The 17,598-nt window shown below is 54.2% G+C and carries 16 protein-coding genes and 1 pseudogene; 7 read left to right on the top strand and 10 right to left on the bottom strand.

The annotated features are described in order from the left end of the window. The first annotated feature begins 78 nt into the window (after window positions 1–78). Window positions 79–648 (top strand): manganese efflux pump MntP, encoded by a 570-nt coding sequence (mntP, locus tag V6942_RS17450; RefSeq protein WP_106927703.1) that lies wholly within the window; start codon window positions 79–81, stop codon window positions 646–648. Here mntP and rlmA read toward each other — a convergent pair. The 5 genes and pseudogenes from rlmA to mgrB form a co-directional block, all read right to left on the bottom strand. After that, complete coding sequence (gene rlmA / locus V6942_RS17445; RefSeq protein ID WP_182930430.1) at window positions 645–1,442, bottom strand: 23S rRNA (guanine(745)-N(1))-methyltransferase; 798 nt, start codon at window positions 1,440–1,442, stop codon at window positions 645–647. The genes mntP and rlmA overlap by 4 nt on opposite strands. A 169-nt stretch (window positions 1,443–1,611) precedes the next feature. Beyond that, window positions 1,612–1,821 (bottom strand): transcription antiterminator/RNA stability regulator CspE, encoded by a 210-nt coding sequence (gene cspE, locus V6942_RS17440; protein ID WP_001062678.1) that lies wholly within the window; start codon window positions 1,819–1,821, stop codon window positions 1,612–1,614. Window positions 1,822–1,833: 12 nt separating this feature from the next. Then, window positions 1,834–1,977: pseudogene (locus tag V6942_RS17435) on the bottom strand (DUF2627 domain-containing protein). 755 nt (window positions 1,978–2,732) lie between these two features. After that, on the bottom strand, window positions 2,733–3,026 hold the full coding sequence (locus V6942_RS17430) for a YebO family protein (RefSeq protein ID WP_106927709.1): 294 nt from the start codon (window positions 3,024–3,026) through the stop codon (window positions 2,733–2,735). A gap of 72 nt (window positions 3,027–3,098) precedes the next feature. Beyond that, the gene (gene mgrB, locus V6942_RS17425; protein WP_035891646.1) at window positions 3,099–3,242 is read right to left on the bottom strand and encodes a PhoP/PhoQ regulator MgrB; all 144 of its coding nucleotides are present in this window, start codon (window positions 3,240–3,242) and stop codon (window positions 3,099–3,101) included. Between the two features lie 168 nt (window positions 3,243–3,410). Here mgrB and V6942_RS17420 point away from each other — a divergent pair, with 168 nt between their 5' ends. Next, window positions 3,411–3,650, top strand: a complete 240-nt coding sequence (locus V6942_RS17420) for a YobH family protein (protein ID WP_106927711.1) — start codon at window positions 3,411–3,413, stop codon at window positions 3,648–3,650. A 208-nt stretch (window positions 3,651–3,858) separates the two neighbouring features. On the opposite strand, the gene kdgR is transcribed toward V6942_RS17420, so the two are convergent. Continuing rightward, window positions 3,859–4,650, bottom strand: coding sequence for a DNA-binding transcriptional regulator KdgR (gene kdgR, locus V6942_RS17415; RefSeq protein WP_064544768.1), 792 nt, complete (start codon window positions 4,648–4,650; stop codon window positions 3,859–3,861). A 176-nt stretch (window positions 4,651–4,826) separates the two neighbouring features. Here kdgR and V6942_RS17410 point away from each other — a divergent pair, with 176 nt between their 5' ends. Further along, complete coding sequence (locus V6942_RS17410; protein ID WP_106927712.1) at window positions 4,827–6,200, top strand: MFS transporter; 1,374 nt, start codon at window positions 4,827–4,829, stop codon at window positions 6,198–6,200. A 6-nt stretch (window positions 6,201–6,206) separates the two neighbouring features. On the opposite strand, the gene V6942_RS17405 is transcribed toward V6942_RS17410, so the two are convergent. Continuing rightward, on the bottom strand, window positions 6,207–6,815 hold the full coding sequence (locus tag V6942_RS17405) for a helix-turn-helix transcriptional regulator (RefSeq protein WP_106927714.1): 609 nt from the start codon (window positions 6,813–6,815) through the stop codon (window positions 6,207–6,209). A 614-nt stretch (window positions 6,816–7,429) separates the two neighbouring features. On the opposite strand from V6942_RS17405, the gene pgaA reads away from it, so the two are divergent. From pgaA to pgaD, 4 genes are read left to right on the top strand one after another with little or no spacing between them, the layout of a single operon-like run. After that, complete coding sequence (gene pgaA, locus V6942_RS17400) at window positions 7,430–9,877, top strand: poly-beta-1,6 N-acetyl-D-glucosamine export porin PgaA (protein ID WP_333501562.1); 2,448 nt, start codon at window positions 7,430–7,432, stop codon at window positions 9,875–9,877. Between the two features lie 8 nt (window positions 9,878–9,885). Further along, complete coding sequence (gene pgaB, locus V6942_RS17395; protein ID WP_333501561.1) at window positions 9,886–11,901, top strand: poly-beta-1,6-N-acetyl-D-glucosamine N-deacetylase PgaB; 2,016 nt, start codon at window positions 9,886–9,888, stop codon at window positions 11,899–11,901. Further along, window positions 11,894–13,225 (top strand): poly-beta-1,6-N-acetyl-D-glucosamine synthase, encoded by a 1,332-nt coding sequence (gene pgaC / locus V6942_RS17390; RefSeq protein WP_182965405.1) that lies wholly within the window; start codon window positions 11,894–11,896, stop codon window positions 13,223–13,225. Before pgaB ends, pgaC begins: the two co-directional genes overlap by 8 nt. Then, window positions 13,222–13,653, top strand: coding sequence for a poly-beta-1,6-N-acetyl-D-glucosamine biosynthesis protein PgaD (gene pgaD / locus V6942_RS17385; protein ID WP_106927722.1), 432 nt, complete (start codon window positions 13,222–13,224; stop codon window positions 13,651–13,653). Before pgaC ends, pgaD begins: the two co-directional genes overlap by 4 nt. A gap of 51 nt (window positions 13,654–13,704) precedes the next feature. Here the strand turns inward: pgaD and htpX are convergent, their stop codons facing one another. The 3 genes from htpX to proQ all read right to left on the bottom strand — a co-directional run bounded on the left by htpX (window position 13,705) and on the right by proQ (window position 17,544). Continuing rightward, window positions 13,705–14,589: a protease HtpX gene (gene htpX, locus V6942_RS17380; RefSeq protein WP_106927724.1), complete on the bottom strand. Its 885-nt coding sequence runs from the start codon at window positions 14,587–14,589 to the stop codon at window positions 13,705–13,707. A gap of 194 nt (window positions 14,590–14,783) precedes the next feature. Further along, window positions 14,784–16,832: a carboxy terminal-processing peptidase gene (gene prc, locus V6942_RS17375; protein WP_333501560.1), complete on the bottom strand. Its 2,049-nt coding sequence runs from the start codon at window positions 16,830–16,832 to the stop codon at window positions 14,784–14,786. Window positions 16,833–16,851: 19 nt separating this feature from the next. Further along, window positions 16,852–17,544 (bottom strand): RNA chaperone ProQ, encoded by a 693-nt coding sequence (gene proQ, locus V6942_RS17370; protein WP_333501559.1) that lies wholly within the window; start codon window positions 17,542–17,544, stop codon window positions 16,852–16,854. Between the last annotated feature and the right edge of the window lie 54 nt (window positions 17,545–17,598).

Here is a 17,598-nt window from a genome sequence, read left to right as displayed (position 1 = left end):
GAGACCATAGACGCATTTACTGCTGATTACTGGGGGCAGGAATGTGTCGTATGGAAACTTCCCGGTCTGGACACGCTCATGAATTTAACCGCCACTATCCTCCTTGCCTTAGGCATGTCAATGGATGCATTCGCAGCATCAATTGGTAAAGGCGCAACCCTGCATAAACCTAAATTCTCTGAAGCCCTGCGCACCGGTCTTATTTTTGGTGTGATTGAAATGCTGACGCCGCTTATTGGCTGGGGGCTGGGCATGCTGGCCAGCCGCTTCGTCATGGAATGGAGCCACTGGGTCGCGTTTGTGCTGTTGGTATTCCTCGGTGGACGTATGATCGTCGAGGGCGTCCGTGGCGATGACGACGAAGAAGAAAAAGAAGCGCCGCGCCGTCACGGCTTCTGGCTACTGGTCACCACGGCCATCGCCACCAGCCTCGATGCAATGGCCGTCGGCGTAGGCCTGGCATTCCTTCAGGTCAACATCCTGGCGACCGCTTTCGCTATCGGCTGCGCCACCTTCCTGATGTCGACGCTGGGTATGATGGTAGGCCGTTTCATCGGCCCGCTGCTGGGTAAACGAGCCGAAATTCTTGGCGGGATTGTGCTGATCGCGATTGGCGCGCAGATCCTCTACGCCCACTTTATGGGTTAATCCGCCTCTCGCTGCCAGGCGTGGATGGCAAAATCCGTCTGGCAGTCAAACTGGCTGCGCTGCTTAAGTGCATCCCACACGTCCGGCTTCGCCCGCCACGCAAACGGCGTCATCTGTAATAGCGTAACCGCTTCACTGCCGGTCAACGCCATCGGATAGGCCAGCGCTTCATGGCTGTGCAGCGTAAAACCCTCAATCACTTCCGAATGCGGCGCATGCAGCTGCACTTCGCTGTAGATTAATCCCTTCAGTTCGACCAGATGACGTGGGCCGGGCGTCACGGTAATGACCCACCCTCCAGGCTTCACCACGCGCTTCAGTTCCAGCGGATTACACGGGGCATAAATGCGGATCACCGCGTCCATGCAGCCGTCGGCAAACGGCAGACGCTGGCTGGAGGCGACGCAGAAATTCACCTGCGGATAACGCTTCGCGCCGTAGCGAACCGCCGTTTTCGACACATCGAGCCCCCACGTTTCCTGCGCTTCAGCGGCGAACGCGTGGGTGTAGTAGCCTTCACCACAGCCGATATCCAGTACCTGCCGCGGCGCAATCATGCGTAGCTTATCGCAAACGGCATCGCGCAGCGGCTGATAGTGCCCGGCATCGAGAAACGCGCGTCGCGCCTGCATCATCTCAGCGCTGTCGCCCGGATCGCGGGAGCGCTTATGCTGGACCGGCAGGAGGTTGACGTAGCCCTCTTTCGCCCGGTCAAACTGGTGGTGCTGCGGGCAAAGGTAACTATTGCCGCTGCGCGTGAGCGGCGCGTGGCAGAGCGGACAACTGTAGGACATAGCAACTCCGGCTTGATAACAAAGGGCGAAGTGTACCGCTATTCTGGCAGCGGCGGAAGGTAAAGCGAGGGGGAAATCGCAGGGGGTATAAATGATAAAGCCCCGCAATTGCGAGGCTTTATGTCTGATAATGTTGCGCTTGCGCGCCGCAAGATCAGTGGTCGTCGAATCAGATAGCGGTTACGTTAACAGCCGCTGGGCCTTTCTGGCCGTCCTGAATTTCGAACTCAACGTTCTGACCTTCAGCCAGAGTTTTGAAGCCGTTACCCTGGATTGCAGAGAAGTGTACGAATACATCTTTGCTGCCGTCAGCCGGAGTAATGAAACCAAAACCTTTAGACTCGTTGAACCACTTAACTTGACCTTTAATCTTTGCCATTTGCAAAATTCCTTAGAGTGTTTTCTGCGCCCGCAGGCGTTTTCATAGATAAAACTGAGACATGACTGCATGAGGCACTAATATAAGGTTCGGCAGAGAAGCGGTATCAACGTCAACGTGTTTACTCAGAACTTCTTTACTGATAATGCCATACATAAACAGAACTGTACCTCGTTTAACCCAAAACGTGTTATCACATACAACGTAAATAATGGCAAGCCATTTTTAAACGCGAGTCGATCGGCCGCACAAATCCCAACAAATCATTTGCTCACCGGCGCTTTTCCACCGACAAGAATGCGCTGCAGGTCTTTGCCAGACAGCCTGATACGTGACCTAGCCTACGGTAACGTAAGACTTTTTTAACATAGACCAACTTTTATCCTGCGTCCAGATTTTGCCTACCGCTTCATAAAAAATTTATATCGTTAGATTATTTTCGCTATAACTTTCATGCCCGCCGGTTTACCGGCTAGTTATAAGGCGTTCTTCTGTTGCCGCCCCTTCTCAGGACGTACTGCTTAATTGCGCTAACTATATTGCACCAAAATAATGATCGTTTCGTGACATTGCTTCATGATTAGGCAATAAAAACGTTTCGCTATTATGATTTGCATTATGCAAGCCGGGATTGCCTGGTTATTAAGCGACGCTACAACATTAATACCATCGATAATAATGTTGAGTTAAATAGAAAACATCAATGAATGATAAATAACAACAACATAAGGTTAGATCTTCAGCAGGAGGAATATCGGTGAAGCGCGCTCAACCACGTTTGCGCAAAATCATGCCAACGGCGCGCAAAGGTGACGAACAGTGATGGGGGGATGGAGTACGCACCGCTTTGGTGCAGCGCGTTGCGGTCCGGCAGCCCATTGCAGGCTGCGCGGTGTCATCACGCAAAGTGTTTATCGCTCGGCAACCAGGCGAATAAAATCATCTTTGTCGTCTTCTTCTACTTCTTCAGCTTTTGGCGCGTCTTCTTCTTTCTTCTCGGGCTCGTTTGCTTCGCACAGACGACGCAGCAGCGCATTCTGGCGCTTTTGCTGATCGAGCAGCGATTCAAGGAGTTCGATTTGCTCGTTAGCGCGGGAGCTGGCGCGGTTCACAAAGAACCACAGAACCAGGCCGACTAACAGCAGCAGGAAGGATAACGCCAGAGATGCCAGATTTAATGCCCCAGAACTTACAAGATCACTCATTTTACCACCTCAAAAGGAACGATCTATTCTACCACTCACATTACGGAAGGAAATGCTGCCGGCAAAAATGTTTTACCAGGGTATAAACCGGTTAATGCTGCAAATTCCGCTGAAAAACTGAACGTCCTGATCGCACATCACGTTGATCATCTGTGTCCAGAGCAGCAGGCAGGCGGCAATCACGAGTATCAGTAATACCCACCGAAACTTTTTCACTCCACTCTCCGCATGAATTCTTATTCAGATGCAACCAAATTAGCATGCTAACCTTAAACCGCGGCTAACTGTAATGGCATCTCGTGCTTTTAGGAATCATAGACTTGTATCAATGCGTTATCACGTTACGGTAGTATTGATGATAGATATAATAGAAGAGGAATGTTTATGCGCTTGTTAATCAGAACCATCGTTTGCCTGGTCATTATCGCGATTGGGGTTCTTTTGAGCGGCTACGGCGTGCTGGCGGGAAGCCAGAAGACCGCCGGAGGGTTAGGACTACAGTGTAAGTATCTGACCGCAGAGGGATTTAGCACCGCATTTTATCTGCACGGTGACAACGGCGTTGTCGGCCGTCCGAGCTGCCCGCTGCTGCGCAAAAGCGTTAGCGTCGTCGATCAAGGCTAACGCCAGACGTAAAAAAACCGGCTATTTGCCTGATACCTGTCAGTTAAGCTAAATTCGTAGGTCGGATAAGCAAAGCACCCTCCGGCACACTGCGCTGATTGCCGGATGACAGCGTAAACGCCTTATCCGGCCTACCGTTCCAGCTTCTGAATTCAACGCCTTAACTGACCAGCATTAGGCTATTTGCCGGTTTTTTTTCATTTCACCATCAGAATGGGTAATCGTTATAACCCATTTGTTCGGAAATTTTACGCGCCGCAGTATGCAACATCTCGACATACTCATGCAGACGTTCTTCAGAGAAACGTAGCGTCGGGAACGAGATACTCAGCCCGGCGATGACCACGCCAAAACGGTCGAATACCGGCACACCGATACAGCGCAGCCCTTCTTCCTGCTCTTCGTTATCTTCACCGTAGCCCTGCTTGCGCACCTGCTCGAGCACGGTAATCAGCTCGTCGGTATTCGCAATCGTACGCTCGGTACTGCACTTATACTCCACGCCTTCAAGAATCTGACGCACTTCAGCCGTATCGCGCCAGGCCAGCAGCACTTTCCCGATTGCCGTACTGTACAGCGGGTTACGACGACCGACGCGGGAATACATACGCAGGTTATACATGGAGTCGATTTTGTGAATGTAGACAATGCTGTCTTCATCCAGCGCGCCCAGGTGGATGGTCTCTTTCGTCAGACGAGAGAGTTCACGCATCTGGATGTCGGCACTGCGGATCAGGTCGACGTTTTGCAGCGCACGTGCGCCAAGCTCAAACAGCTTCAGGGTCAGCGAATACTTCTCGGACTCCCCTTCCTGGGCAACGTAGCCCAACGATTTCATGGTTTGCAAAAAGCGATAAACGGTGCTTTTCGACATCATGACGCGCTGCGAAAGTTCAGTAATGCCAATCTCGCGTTCTTCGCCAAGTGCCTGCAGGATACCAAATACCTTTAGTACCGAAGAGACAGAATCTGGCTGTTTGTCCAAATCTGCTGCTGACATTTATCACCTCATCGCAACTGTTTTATAAATATTAGAACCGGTTTTTATTATAATTTCGCAAGGCCGCCGTAGCAATGAAACTTCTGTGACCTGGTTACAAATCTTCGACATTCAATTGATTAATCAATGCTAGAATCATTCTCCGGTTAATAATTTCATCATAAACAAATTCCCACATGACTAAAAACATGATTGATGGCCTGCCGTTGCCTCAGCGCTACGGTGCCATTTTGACGATTGTCATCGGCATTACGATGGCCGTTCTCGACGGAGCCATCGCCAACGTTGCGCTGCCGACCATCGCCAGCGACCTGAACGCGTCGCCCGCAGCGTCCATCTGGATCGTGAATGCCTATCAAATTGCTATCGTCATCTCCCTGCTGTCTCTTTCTTTTCTTGGCGATATGATTGGCTATCACCGTATCTATAAAGCAGGGCTGGTCGTTTTCACCCTCACCTCGCTGCTGTGCGCGTTCTCGCATTCGCTGGAAATGCTGACCCTCGCGCGTATCGCTCAGGGCTTTGGCGGCGCAGCGCTGATGAGCGTCAACACGGCATTAATTCGTCTGATTTACCCGCAGCGCCAGCTTGGGCGCGGGATGGGAATCAACTCATTTGTCGTGGCGGTATCCTCGGCGGCAGGCCCGACGATTGCCGCCGCAATTCTATCGCTGGCCTCCTGGCAGTGGCTGTTTCTGATTAACGTACCGCTCGGCATTATTGCCTGGCTGTTAGCCGTACGCTTCCTGCCATCAAATGCCAGCCACAGCGATAAACCGCGTTTCGATCTGCCGAGCGCAGTCATGAATGCACTGACCTTCGGCCTGTTGATTACCGCACTCAGTAGCTTTGCCCAGGGGCAGTCGACCACGCTGGTGCTGGCCGAAGTGGTCGCGCTGCTGGTCATTGGCTTCTTCTTCGTTCGCCGCCAGCTGCGCCTCCCGGTACCGCTGCTGCCGGTTGATCTGCTGCGTATTCCGCTGTTTTCGCTGTCAATCTGCACATCGATATGTTCGTTCTGTGCGCAAATGCTGGCGCTGGTCTCCCTGCCGTTCTTTTTACAGACCGTTGTCGGGCGTAGCGAAGTGGAAACCGGTCTGCTATTAACGCCATGGCCGCTGGCTACCATGGTAATGGCCCCGCTGGCGGGCTATCTGATTGAGCGGGTTCACGCGGGGCTGCTTGGGGCGTTAGGGATGGGGGTGATGGCCTGTGGGCTGTTTGCGCTGGCGCTGCTGCCCGCATCGCCGAGCGACCTCGATATCATCTGGCGTATGCTGCTGTGTGGCGCAGGCTTTGGTCTGTTCCAGTCGCCCAACAACCACACGATTATCGCTTCCGCGCCGCGCAACCGCAGCGGCGGCGCCAGCGGCATGCTGGGCACTGCTCGGCTGCTTGGTCAGAGCACCGGCGCCGCGCTGGTTGCACTGATGTTTAACCTCTTTGGCAACGGCGGCACCCACGTCTCTTTGCTGCTGGCAGGCGCGCTCGCGGTCATTGCTACGCTGTTCAGCGGCCTGCGCGTAACGCAGCCGCGCGCCCAAAGCTAACCCGCATTATCCAGACGATACCCGCCGCCGACCTAACAGGCCGGTATCGTCCACCGCCTCCAGCAGATTATTTTTGAAGATAAACAGGCAGGCCTCATTAAAGTTCTCCACGCCAAGACGCTCAGACAGTTCTGTTCGCTGACGATAAAGTCCCCGTGCCGACGTATTTAACGCATCGGCCACCTCCTCCATGGTTCTCCCGGCCATTAAAAGACGCAGCATGCGCTTTTCGCAAGCGCTGAGCGCCAGGTTCTCTAACCAGACCGGCGTCAAACGACGGCTTTTCATATTTAACAGCAGCGTAAACAGCGCGGCCGTATCCGTCGGCGCGAGTAGGCTGTGTAAAAATACCTTCATATTTAGCATCTCGGCTTCACGATAGCGCATATCCAGCATGATACAGGAGATCGGTTTTTTCGAGCGCATGGCATCAAGGATCAGATAGTCATAGCAGTGGAGCGGCGACCGGCTATCAATCAATACTGAATACTCATCGGCACCACCATCAAATACCTTACGGTCGATCGAATCTAACTGGATAATATCAGGAAACAACAGTTCAATGCCTCTGACGAGGTAGCTGTCTTGCGTGACGAGCAGTATAGATGTTGCCACAAATCATCCCTTATACATTAAAGCAGGAACATCCTTTCAGGAGAAAAGACAACCTCCATTGCATGGCTTATTATAATGGTGACAAACGCGGTTAATTTGATTCCCTCTCTCCGTCATATGAAGCACACACCACCTGCAGCACAGTAATGACGAGTCGTAATTATAATTAAAAAACAACCACAGAAAAGATGCCGATTATAAGATTAAGATTTTTTGTCATAAAACGTCCTAAATATTAGCGGATAAAATGTCTTTTTCTTCGACGAGACGCGCATGACACAACGACAAAAATTAATACTTAAAAACCAACAAAATAGATCATTATCAATAGTTTAAAAATAAAAAACATGCTGAGATAAATCATAAGATTGCAGCCATCTACAGATAAATCCTAAAATATAGCAGCCATTTGTCGTATATTTATCGCCAAACATATCAGGTGTATATTAGCGTTCACACGGCCCGATCACGAGGAAAATTCATTATTACCTAAAGGTAAGTTAGACACTGCAAAAGAACAATCGCGTCATCACCATTATTACCTTTCCCTGAATCAGGATTGAAAGGCAGCCACGTTTTGTCATGGACTCTGGATACAGCTATGGTAAATAGATATGGATAGTTCGTTTCAACACAATAAAGCGCACGGTTATCTCAACTCGGCATTATCGCTTTCAGTTAGCCTGATATTACTCATTCCGAATCTGGTTCACGGTGCTGAATCCATATATGAACAAAAGATTCAGCAGGCAGGTAACGGTAATTATCGGCCATTTCTTATTTACGTTCAGCGCTATCAGCAGCATCGCGCCTTAAATGCCGAGCAGGTGGCCGACTGGTTACAGGTTGCATTATGGGCCGGAGACGACCGGGACGTCATTCACCTCTGGCAGCGCTATCAGGTGTATATGCCGCTGCCAGCGCGCGGGCTTGCGGCCGCGGCGCAGGCCGCCCGAAACCTTCAGCAGTGGCAAACGGCACTATTGCTATGGCAGCAGGCGCTGACGCTGGCACCCAATAAGGATGACTACCGTATTGGTTACATCAAAACGCTGGCCGACGCCCGTCAGGATACCCTGGCGCTGGAAGCCGCGCGCGGTTTGCTCGCCGAAAGCCCTACCCCAGCGCATCGGCAAACGCTCGCCTATGTGTACCAACAGCAGGGAAAAGAGTGGGATCGGCTGTTAAACGATACCCTCGCGCTCACCCAGAACTCCCGTGATAGCGCGTTGCTTAGCGAGTGGGTAACGGCATTAAGCCGCAACCGCGTTGATACGCCCGCGCAAAGACATGCTTCTGAAGCGAAGCTTTCGCCTGCCCAACAACGGCAATTGGCTCTCAACGCGGTGGCTGAAATCGTGCGTCTTGCCGTGCTCCCTACGCGTACTGAGCGCGAGCGCTACCATCTGGCACAGCAGGCGCTCGGCCGCTACGAGGCGTTGCTAACACGCTGGAAAAATAATCCTGACGCGCAGCCGGACATTCTACGTGCCCGTATCGACCGGCTTGGCGCACTCTACGCCAATGCCGATTACCCGGGAGTTACCCATGAATATCTTGCGCTGGCCGCCGCACATCAGGCCATCCCCGACTGGGCCATCGGCTGGGTCATTTCGGCCTATCTGGAACAACAAGATGTCGCCGCCGCCCAGACGCTTCTCGCCCGGTACCCCGGTTATGTCCCGGATGCGGAGGATGAGCAAAACGAACTGTTCTTCTCTTTACTGGATACTGGTCAATACCCTGCTGCGCGGCAATACGTGGACCGCGTCATGCAACATACCCCTTGGGCTCGCTATAACCCCGGCGATCCCAGCGCGCAGCCTAATGACCTCTGGCTTATCGGCCAATCGCTCAACGTCCAGTATCTGACGGCAAGCAACACGCTGGCGCAGGCACAAACCCTTGCCCGGCAGTTGGCCGATTCCGCACCGGGGAATCAGGGTTTGCAGATTGATTACGCCACCGTATTGCAGGCCCGCGGCCAACCCAGAAGCGCCGAACGCAGGCTCAAAATGGCTGAAGCGCTGGAGCCGACCAATATTGCGCTGGAAAGCCAGCAGGCCTACATCGCCATGGATCTGCATGAGTGGCGACAGATGGATTTACTGACGGATGATGTTATCGCCCGTACGCCAAAAGATCGCAGCGCACAAAAGCTGGCGAGGATGCGCGATATTCAGCATTTTTCCGAGCTACGCGTTAACGCCACTAAAGGGCTGTATTCCGACAACCCGATCAGCGGCTCCCGCGATCTGTCCTGGGATGCCACGCTCTACGGCCCGCCCATGGCGGACAGCTGGCGGCCTTTTGCGGGCACCCGCTTTGCGCAAGGCCATTTTGATGAAGGTAACGGTTCCGCCCATCACCTGTTTGGCGGCCTGGAGTGGCGGCCACGCGATTTTAGGGGAGAAATCGAGCTCTCCAGCAACCACTTTCACGGAGGCAGCAAGCCCGGCGGACGTATTATCGGCGAGTATCGCCCGGTCGATAGCTGGCAGTTTGGCGGCGAACTGGAGCGTATCTCGCGCTCCACGCCGCTGCGGGCGCTGCGCAATGGCATCAGCGCTAATCGGGCTGCCGCTTCGGTACACTGGTATCAGAACGAGCAGCGTAACTATCGCCTCAGCGCCGCTTACAGTGATTTCTCTGACGGTAACCGTCGACAGGAATACAACATAACCGGCGAAGAGCGGATATGGCAGCGGCCTTCAATGACGCTCACCCTCGGGCCAGAAATATCCAGCAGCACCAACAGCCGTGCAGACACGCTGTATTACAACCCTTCCAGGGATCTCACTACGGCGGCTTCGCTGACCCTTGACCACGAGATGTATCGACATTACGACACGCTCTGGAGCCAACAAATCCTCGCTGGCGGCGGCGTTTACTGGCAGAAGCAACAATCCCCTGGCGCTATCACTCTCCTCGGCTACGGGCAGCGTATCCAGTGGAATAACGTTCTCGATACCGGGCTGATGCTCAATTGGGATAAACGCCCTTACGATGGCAAACGGGAAAGCAATCTCGCCGTCACCTTTGATGCAACTTTACGGTTTTAAGGATGAATATGCTGAATATACGTCTCCGTATCAGCCTGGTAACCCTCGGCTGGCTATGCCTGAGCGCAGCCGTCTGCGCTCAAGCGGTACCGTTTATCGCCCCACAGGATCGCTCCCCGCTGGCTGCCAGCCAGCCGTGGCCGAAAAATCATTTTCTGGTGCTGGGTTATCACGACGTTGAAGATGATGTTGTCGAGCAGCGTTATCTGGCCGTTCGCACCAGCGCGCTCAATGAACAGATAAGCTGGCTGCTGCACAACGGTTATCACGCCGTCAGCGTGCAGGATATTATCGATGCGCACGCATCGCGCAAGACATTGCCGCCGAAGGCTTTCTTACTGAGCTTCGATGATGGATACAGCAGCTTTTACACCCGCGTCTGGCCTCTGCTGAAGGCATGGAACGTCCCCGCACTATGGGCACCTGTCGGTAGCTGGGTGGATACGCCCGCCGGGCAGAAGGTCAATTTCGGCGGGTTGATGACGCCGCGCGATCGCTTCGCCACCTGGCAGATGGTGCAAGAAGTGAGCCGTTCATCATTGGTTGAAGTGGGGGCGCATACCTGGGCCTCACATTACGGTCTTCCGGCTAACCCGCAGGGAAGCCTGGAACCGGCGATTGCCAATCGGTTTTACGATCGGAAAAGCGGCCGCTATGAAACCGACCAACAATTTACCCAGCGCATTAGCGAGGACGTGCGCAAAGTGACCGAGAAAATCAGCTCGGTGACGGGAAAAGCGCCGCGTGCCTGGGTTTGGCCTTACGGCGAAGCCAACGGCGTCACGCTGGCAATAGCTAAAAAACAGGGGTATCAACTGGCCTTTACGCTGGCCGACGGCCTTGGCGATGCACGCAATATCGACAACATTCCGCGCATGCTGATTTCAGGAAACCCCTCGCTGAAAGCCTTTGCCAGCATGGTTACGCAGGCGCAGGAACCGGAGGTGGTGCGAGTGATGCACGTCGACCTCGACTATCTCTACGACCCGGATATTGCCCAGCAAACCCGGAATATCGACAGGCTGGTGCAGCGGGTCTACGACATGAAAATCAGCCACGTTTTTTTACAGGCGTTTTCCGATCCGCAGGGCGATGGCAACGTGAAAGCGCTCTATTTCCCGAATCGCTGGCTCCCCGTGCGGGCCGATCTGTTTAACTTCGTCTCCTGGCAGCTTCAGACTCGTGGCAGGGTTAAGGTGTTCGCCTGGATGCCGGTGCTGGCCTTCAACCTCGCGCCCCCCCTTCCCCGCGTACAGCGCTGGGATCCGCAGAGCGGTCGCACGCTGACGGCCACTGAGCCTTATATCAGGCTGTCACCGTGGAACACGCAGGCGCGCCGCCAGATAACGGATCTCTACGAAGACCTGGCCCGCTACGCTCCGTTCAACGGCATTCTGTTCCACGATGATGCGGTGTTAAGTGATTTTGAGGATGCCGGACCGGAAGCCCTCAGCGCATGGCGACAAACCGGTTCAACCACCGCTATCGCGGAGATGGCGCACAGCCCCGCCGCACAAGAAGCGTGGACCCGTTTCAAAAGTCAGGCGCTCACCGCCTTCACGCTTCAGTTAAGCCAGGCCACGCAGCGCATTCGCGGTCCACAGATACAGACCGCGCGTAATATTTTTGCCCTACCGTTGCTTGAACCGAAAAGCGAAACCTGGTTTGCCCAGAATCTTGATGATTTTCTTGCCGCCTATGACTGGACGGTACCCATGGCCATGCCGCTGATGGAGTCAATTTCGCCCGCACAAAGCCATGCCTGGCTGTCGCAGTTGGTACGCACGGTGGCAGCACGCCCTGGCGCGCTGAACAAAACCATTTTCGAACTGCAGGCCAAAGACTGGAACCAACGACAGCAAAACGCCGTTCCTGACGCCCTACTGGTGAAGTGGATGCAGGTGCTTCAGCTCAACGGCGTGAAAAACTATGGCTATTACCCCGACGATTTCATTAATAACCAGCCCGATATTTCTCATATTCGGTCCGCGTTCTCTTCGTACTGGTACCCAAACAATGACTGATCGCCTTATTGCTTTTTGTATTTTAGGACTGGTATTGGGTCTGCCGCTGGGCGTCGCGGCCATTTTTACCGGTGAACTGATTCTCGATTTCGTCTTCTTCTGGCCGCTGTTTATGTCCGTACTGTGGGTGACCGGCGGCCTTTACTTCTGGTTCCAGCTCGAACGTCACTGGCCGTGGAGTGATGAAATGCCGCCGCCCGAACTCAGCGGCGAGCCGCTGATATCTATTCTGATTCCCTGTTTTAACGAAGGGAAAAATGCGCGAGAAACCATCGCCGCCGCGCTGGCGCAGCGGTATCGGCACATTGAGGTGATCGCCATCAACGACGGTTCATCTGATAACACCGCCGAGGTGCTTGAGCAGCTTGCGCACGAGCAGCCGCACCTGCGGGTCATTCATCTGGCAGAAAATCAGGGTAAGGCCGTGGCGCTAAAAGCCGGTGCAGCGGCGGCCAGAGGCGATCTGCTGGTGTGTATCGACGGCGATGCGCTGCTCGACCGCGATACGGCGGCCTATCTGGTCGCCCCGCTGATTCAGTATCCGCACGTTGGCGCGGTCACCGGCAATCCGCGAATTCGCACGCGATCTACGCTGATTGGCCGCATTCAGGTTGGCGAGTTTTCCTCCATTATCGGTCTTATCAAGCGAACGCAGCGCATATATGGCCGGGTATTTACCGTATCCGGCGTCATTGCGGCTTTCCGCCGACAGGCGCTGGCCGACGTCGGCTACTGGAGCCCCGATATGATCACCGAGGACATCGATATCAGCTGGAAACTACAGCTACGCCATTGGGACATTTTTTTTGAACCACGCGCGTTGTGCTGGATCCTGATGCCCGAAACGCTAAAAGGACTTTGGAAGCAGCGGCTACGCTGGGCGCAGGGCGGCGCAGAGGTTTTCTGGGTCAACCTGCGCAAGTTATTTTATTGGGAACACCACCGCATGTGGCCGCTATTTGCAGAATACACGCTCTCTACGCTGTGGGCTTTCGCCTACGCGGTGACGGTGCTGCTGTTTGTGCTCAGCTACCTCGCGCCGCTTCCGGAAAATCTGGCCGTCAAAAGCCTGTTTCCACCGGAGTTCACCGGACTGCTGCTGGGGGTGATGTGTCTACTGCAGTTCGCCGTCAGCCTGTTTATCGAACGTCGCTATGAAAAACAGGTTGCAACCTCCCTGTTCTGGGTTATCTGGTTTCCGATGGTGTACTGGATGATAGGCATGCTCACCACTGTCGTCGCGTTCCCCAAAGTCATGCTGAAACGCCAGCGCGCCCGTGCACGCTGGGTGAGTCCCGATCGTGGAAAAGGAAGAATGTCATGAGCGAGCATTGCGTTATCTTAACCGAACACCGCCTGCTGCCCCGCTGCTTTGATGCAGTATTAACGTTGATCGCCTGGTGTGGCTTTCTGTTTTTCCTTTATGTCAATCTGGTGATGAAGCTGACGGAAAGCAGCGGTCAGCGCTGGGATACCGCCATCGAAGCATTCAATACGCTGCTGGTGTACCTGCTGATTGCCGTCGCCAACGGCTGGCTATTGATTATCTGGTATCAGTACAACCGCCGACGAACGCATGCCCGACGTCATGCTCGCCTGGCGTCGCTGGAGAATGACGAACTTGCCAGGAGCTTTAATATTGCGCCGCAGATGATTTCGGAGCTGAGCCAGTACAACCTGCTTACGGTCTATCACGATAACATCGGCCGGATTATTGATTTGAAGGCAGAGCCGCCGCAAAACCGCGGCTAAAAAAAAGCCAGCCCGTGACTGACGGGCTGGCTTCATTTTCGGCAACGCCGATTACTTCATGTATTCGCCGCTGCGCAGCGCTTCAATACGTTTATCCAACGGCGGGTGAGTCATGAACATTTCGCTCAGCGACTTCGACTTACCGTTGATGCAGAATGCCATCATGCTGCTGGCCTCCTGCGGCTCATAGCTTGTTTTCAGGCGCTGCAGCGCCGCGATCATTTTCTCACGGCCAACCAGCTTCGCCGAACCGGCATCTGCGTGGAATTCACGATAGCGCGAGAACCACATGGTGATAATGCTTGCCAGAATACCGAACACCAGCTCCAGCACCGTTGCCACCGCGAAGTAAATCAGCGGGTTGCCGTTACTGCTCTCTTCGCCGTCGTCGCGGTTACCGCCGAGGAAACCGGCTGCAATCTGCGCAATCACGCGGGAGATAAAGATAACAAAGGTGTTCACGATACCCTGAATCAGCGTCATGGTAACCATATCACCATTAGCGATGTGGCTGATTTCATGCGCGATAACCGCCTCAGCTTCGTCACGGCTCATGTTCTGCAACAGGCCGGTGCTCACGGCGACCAGCGATGCATCACGGCGCGCGCCGGTGGCAAAGGCGTTAATATCCGGCGCATGGTAAAGCGCAACCTGCGGCATAGCGATACCCACCTGCTGCGCCTGGCGGGCAACGGTTTCCATCAGCCAGCGTTCCTGCTCATTACGCGGCTGTTCAATGACCTCGCCGCCCACCGACTTCAGCGCCATCCACTTAGACATCATCAACGACACAATGGAACCGCCAAAACCAAATAGCAGCGCCATAATCAGCAGACCGGTCATGCTGCTCGACTGAATTCCCGTCAGGCTTAGCACCAGCCCAAATACGACCATCACCGCCAGGTTGGTCATCAGGAAGAGCGCGATTCGCATCATAATTTACTTTTAACCTCTTTTTAACAAAACGCACTATGCGATTACCCATATCGTATGGGTAATCCGGGAATTTTCAACGATTACGTGAGGCTAAGTCACGAGAAAGACACAACTTTACATTTTGTAGCATCGTTGTTTACGAGAAGCTGCGGGAGATAAAAAAACAGGCACAATTGCTTGTGCCTGTTGGGGGGTTACTTGCTTGCCGCCGGCTGTTCAGCGGAGGTCGCCTTCTCCAGCTTCGACAGGTCAATAGCGATATTGACCGTCTCATCCAGATACGGATCCGGCTCTTTATAATCCTTCGGCAGATCGTCAAGTTTCTTGATTGGCGGTTTGCCTTCACGCTTGTAGCGATCGTTTACGCGCGCCAGTCGCGTCGCATCATCTTCCTCGTTCTCTTTGTTACGCTGGGCGTAGTTGAGAGAAACGATGCTGCGCTTGTCCTTCAGCGCATTGAAATGTGCGATATCTTTCGCGATGTACTGGAACTCAGGATCTTTGGCAATACGATCGGCATGCAGCTTCAGCAGCTGCGGCTCGAACGGTGCCATATCGCCCGACTTCACGTAGGTGGCTGCGTTAATGCTGTCCCACGGCAGCGCGTTATCCTCGAACTTCTCGCCGGTTTCGGTCTCTTCGGTACCGGTCGGCATCATGATGTCCGGGGTGACGCCTTTACGCTGCGTACTGCCGCCGTTAATGCGGTAGAACTTCTGAATGGTGTACTGGACGGAGCCCAATGCCGGCCATTCAGGGCGCAGCATCTGATCGTAGATACGATTCAGCGAACGATACTGCTGCACGGTGCCTTTACCGAAGGTCGGTTCGCCGACGACCAGCGCGCGGCCGTAGTCCTGCATCGCCGCAGCGAAGATTTCCGACGCCGAGGCGCTGAAGCGGTCAACCAGCACCACTAGCGGGCCTTTGTAGTAAACGACGCCGTCGTTGTCGCTATCTTCGCGCACCTTACCGTTATTATCGCGCACCTGCACCACGGGGCCGGACGGAATAAACAGACCGGAAAGCGAAACCGCTTCGGTCAGCGCACCGCCGCCGTTGCTACGCAGATCGATAATAATGCTGCTGACGTTCTGTTTTTCCAGCTTCTGCAGCTGTACCTTGACGTCTTCGGTCAGGCCAACGTAGAAGCCAGGAATATCCAGAACCCCCACTTTCTCGTTGCCGGTACCTTTGATCGTCATTTTCACCGCGCGGTCTTCCAGACGGATGCGCTCGCGGGTCAGCGTCACAATACGCGTTTTAGAGCCTTTACCGGCCGGCAGGATCTCCAGGCGCACCTTGCTGCCCTTCGGCCCTTTAATCAGCGCGACCACATCATCAAGACGCCAGCCGATGACATCAACCATCCCTTTACCCGACTGGCCCACGCCGACGATGCGATCGCCTACGCTAATGGCCTTGCTTTTCGCCGCCGGGCCGCCAGCCACCATGGAGTTAATCACGGTGTAATCGTCGTCCATTTGCAGCACCGCGCCAATCCCTTCAAGAGACAGGCTCATCTCGGTATTGAACTGTTCGGTGTTGCGCGGTGAAAGGTAGTTGGTGTGCGGGTCGATCTCGCGGGCGAACGACGTCATCGCCAATGAGAACACGTCTTCGCTGTTGGTTTGCGCCAGGCGACGGATCGCGAACTTATAGCGTCGCGCCAGGGTGTCGTGAATTTCTTTGTCGTCTTTACCGGCGAGCTTGAGGCTCAGCTGGTCGTACTTCACTTTACTGTCCCACAGGGCGTTCAACTCAGCCTGATCCTTCGGCCACGGCGCTTTGCTGCGATCGAGGTTGAAGGTGTCATTACCGGTGAAGTCCATCGGACGATCGAGCACCTTCAGCGCATATTCATAGCGCTCAAAGCGGCGTTTTTGCGCCAGATTGTAAAGATCGTAGAAGACGTCAAGTTTGCCTGAACGAAGCTCGTCGCCAATCTGACCCTTTTTCGCCGCAAACTGCGCCACGTCGCTGGCCAGCAGCACGTTGTGGCTGTAGTCCAGCAGGTTCAGATAGCGGTCAAAAATTTTAGCCGAAAAGGCCTGGTCGAGATCGAACTGGCGGTAGTGGGAACGGGTAAAGCGCGATGTCACGCGCTCGCTTACCGTGGCGTGCTGAGTCTCTTCCTTAAGAATAGGAAGCTGATCAACACGGGTAATATCTTCTACCGCTACGGCCTGGCCTGTTATTAATAACAGGCCAGCAAGCGCGGAGAGCCTAAAAAATTTGTTCATGCCTGGCCCGGCCTCCGTTTCAGAACACCAGGTGTTCTGCGCGTACAATCATTGACATACCAGAAGTAAGCTGAACGCGAACGCCATCCTTGGTAATTTCCAGGATCGTTGCATCCATAGCGCTATTGCCCGCTTTAACTTTCAGGGATTGACCGACCGTCAGCGCAGACAGATCGGATACCGGCGTCAGTTTTTCTTCACGCACTTCGCGAGCCGGTTTAGCAGCCGGTTTTGCAGCAGCAGCGCGCGGCTTGCGCTCGGCCCCTTCTTTACGGCGTACCGGAGGACGCGGTTTACGCTCACGACGTGGCGCATCACCCTGCTCGCCCGCCGCAGCGGCCGCTTCGCGTTTTTTCGCCTGCTGTTCAGCGCGCTGCGCCTGAACGCGAGCTTTGGCTTCTTCAAGCTGTTGACGTGCGTGTGCAACGTGCTGCTCGTCCAGCTCACCGCATGGGTTGCCGTCGAGATCGACGCGAACGGCACCGGCTTTGATACCGTAAAGGTAGCGCCAGCTTGAAGTATAAAGACGTAATGCGGAACGCAGTTGGGTTTTGCTGAGGTTCATTTCCCCTTCAACACGCTCGACGAGATCCTGAAAAATACCGACTTTCAGAGGACGAGCTTCACCTTCCGCGCTAAAGCACTGCGGAAAACGTTCGGCTAAAAATGCGATAACTTCTTTACTGCTATTCAACTTAGGTTGATTTTCCATGAAATTTCCTGATTACAACGGACGTAGCCAACAAGCCGCAGGCATGAACAGGCG

Origin of the sequence: Kluyvera genomosp. 2 (assembly GCF_036759865.1) — a bacterium.
GTDB classification, from domain to species: domain Bacteria; phylum Pseudomonadota; class Gammaproteobacteria; order Enterobacterales; family Enterobacteriaceae; genus Kluyvera; species Kluyvera ascorbata_B.
This window is presented reverse-complemented; position numbering and strand designations above follow the sequence as displayed.